General features: G+C 65.6%; 2 protein-coding genes and 1 pseudogene. All 3 read right to left on the bottom strand.

The window, feature by feature from the left end; translation table 11 throughout:
* Positions 1 to 627, bottom strand: a 627-nt coding sequence (locus AB1609_19860; GenBank protein ID MEW6048699.1) for a sugar ABC transporter permease, incomplete at its 3' end; no start/stop codon positions are given.
* Between the two features lie 80 nt (positions 628 to 707).
* Positions 708 to 1490 (bottom strand): annotated as a pseudogene (locus AB1609_19855) (extracellular solute-binding protein).
* A 183-nt stretch (positions 1491 to 1673) separates the two neighbouring features.
* Positions 1674 to 2899, bottom strand: a 1226-nt coding sequence (locus AB1609_19850; GenBank protein MEW6048698.1) for a transposase, incomplete at its 5' end; no start/stop codon positions are given.

Here is a 2899-nt window from a genome sequence, read left to right as displayed (position 1 = left end):
GAGGAAGATCACCACCTGAAACCCTACAAACTGCCACACGATGGCGGCCGCAATCGATAGCAGGGCCTCGCCTGGATCGCGCAGGAAGCCCTGCATGGGAAGCCCCAGTCGCAGCATCGCCTCGTTGAACACCCCAGTCGACGGCGCATACATCCATCGCCACACCCAGGCGACGGCCACGGCGGACGTCACGTAGGGAACGAAGTAGATCATCCGATACAGCCCTGCAAAGAGGGTGATCCGGTGGATTAGCAGGGCGATGGTCAGGCCGATGAGGAGAGTTGCCGGCACCCCTACGAGGACGTACAGCCCGGTGTTGGCCAGGGCCTTCCAGAAAACGGGATCCTGCCACATCCGAACGAAGTTCTGGAAGCCCACGAAGGGCCTGTCGGGGGAAAGGATGCTCCACTGCCGCACGCTGACGTTGAACGCAAAGAGCGCAGGGTAGAAGCGAATCCAGACGAAGAACGCCAGCGGTACAGCGAGAAAGGTATACGCCCACAGCGCCTGGCGCTGGCCGATCGTGAGCCGCAGACGAAGCGCTCCGCCCGCCCAATGGCTCGCGGTCTCGGCCCTGCGGGCCGAACTCGCCGGCTTACCGCCGGCCGTTTCCACTCTTCTTCCCATGAGCGAACACCCCTCGAAGGTGGGGCCGGGAAGGTAAGCCCGCAATTCCGGCCCCCTTTCCCGGCCCTGCGAGGCCAGGCCTACCGTCCCTCGAAGTAGCGGTCGAGGGTTCGCTGGACCCTGGCCGCCGCCCGTTTCAGCGCCTCGGCGGGATCAACGCCCCGAAGGATGACCTCATCCACGGCGTCGACAAGCGCTGCGCGGTCCTCCTGCTCGTCTGCAAAGAAGGTAGCGTGAGCGTAGTTGAGGCCCGCGATGAACGGCCCGTAAATGGGATCCCTCAGGTATTGTGGATCGCTGATTAGCCGAGTCCTGGCGGGAAGCTCCCCGACGAACTCGAGCCAGCGCCGCATTGTCTTCTCCGAGGTGAGGAACTGCAGGAATCTGGCGGCCGCCTCAAGCTTCGGTCCGGTAGCATTGCGAGTGATGCCGTGGGTCCAGAATGACCCGAAGGTGGACCGTTCACCGCCGATGTTCCGAACCGGCAGTTCGGCGACCCCCCACTCGAAGTGCTTGATGTCGCGTTGGAAGGTGCCCAAAGCGAACGAACCCTCCACAATCATCGCCGCTCGCCCGGCAATGAACGCCTGTCGGTAGTTGTCGAGGAAGTTCGGTGTGGTGACCTCGTGCTTGGTAGCCAGGTCCGTGTACCACCGCAGCGCTTCGGCTGCCCTCGGGTCCCCCCACAGCACGTACCGATTGTCGTCGCTGTACGGCTGCACGCCCCACTGGCGGAACAGGACTTCCCGCAGCAGGTGATGATCTTGGCCGGCGGGCGCCATGGCAAAGCCTACCTGGCGGAACTGCCCGCGGCCGGTCTTTACCGTGAGCTTCGCGGCATATTCGACGAACTCATCCCAGGTTCTAGGAGACTGCTCGGTTTCCGGTTAAGGCTGGGGTTTGATCAGGGGTTTGAAAGGACAAGGATGCATCCCGTGGGATCCATCCTGACCCCGTTGAGGGTTGGAAAGGGGACGCGCACGCCACCGGGGCACCTTCCCAAGCCCTGTTTTCCCTTGTTTCTGCCTTTTCTTCCACCTTTTCCCTCATGCTGGGCAGACCTCCCCCAAGGGGGGCCCGGCGGCCATCACGGCCTTGACGTTGTGGTTAACCGCCGCCAGCAGGAGCTGGAAGCGCACCTTGATCTGACCCCAGTAGCGCGCCTTTCGGGCACCGTGGGTCTTGAGCTGCCGCACGATGCGCTCGATGCGGGACCGCAGCCGGTAGCGCTCCCGGAAGGCCGACGTTTTCTGGATCGCCCGGGCCTCCCGCAACGCCACCTCATAGGCATGGAGGGTGACGTGGCGGGCGGCTGCCGGGGTGCAACCAGCCTTGAGCGGACAGGCCTGGCAGGCCTCCGCCGGAAAGCTCATGACAAACTCCCGGTGGGCTTCCAGCCGGGCCGGGTCGAAGCGCACGCTCTGCCCGCCCGGACAAGTCAGGGTGCCCGCTTCGGCATCCAGCCGGAAGGCCTCCTTAGGGAAGCACCCCTCCCGGTTGACCGATGGGGGTGCCTTGGCCACGATCTGAGTGCCCTTCTCGGCCTGGCGCTGGCTTCGCGCCACGTCGAAGTAGGCCGAGTCGCCCAGCACCTCCGGAGGCCGGCGGCCGTTTTGGTCCTGCTCCTCCAGCATGGCCTCGAGCTTCGCATCGTCCGGCGCGTTGGCGGGTGTCACCTCGACGGCGGTCACCAGCTGGTGCTGCGTCCCGCCCGTCATGACGTGGGCCTTGTAGCCGTCCGCCCGGTTGGAGGCCGTCTTGTGGCCGTGGCGCATCTCGGGGTCGACCACCGAGATGACCCGGTCCTTGGCCACCCCCCGCTTCAGGCGCACCGTCCCGTCGGGATCCCGCTCGATGTCCTGGGTGGCCACCCGCTCCAAAAGATCCACCATGGCCCGAAGATCCTCCGGCAGCTTCGGCAGCGCCCGCGCCCGGGCCACCAACGCCAGCGCATCGTCCACCAGCTCCTGCAAGAGCTGCCGACGGGCTTCGGGATCGTCCCAGTCGATGCGGGGCTTGCCCGGCTGGGCGTAATCGGTCCGCTTCAGCACCCCCGAAAGCTCCGTCTCCAACTCGTGCAGCTTGGCCACCGCCAGCACCCGCACGACGCCCTTGCGGATCAGCGTGTAGGTGTCCTGCACGGCCGCCCCGCCGTGGATCAAGAACGAATCGACGATCTGGGAGCGCTCCGGCGAAAACAACCCCGCTGCTTTGGCCGAGGCCAGCGTCTGCTCCAGCATGGCCTCGCCGAGCCCGTGCTGCAAAAACCGGC

It is taken from the genome of Bacillota bacterium, from assembly GCA_040754675.1.
Classification (GTDB): Bacteria; Bacillota; Limnochordia; order Limnochordales; family Geochordaceae; genus Geochorda.
This window is presented reverse-complemented; position numbering and strand designations above follow the sequence as displayed.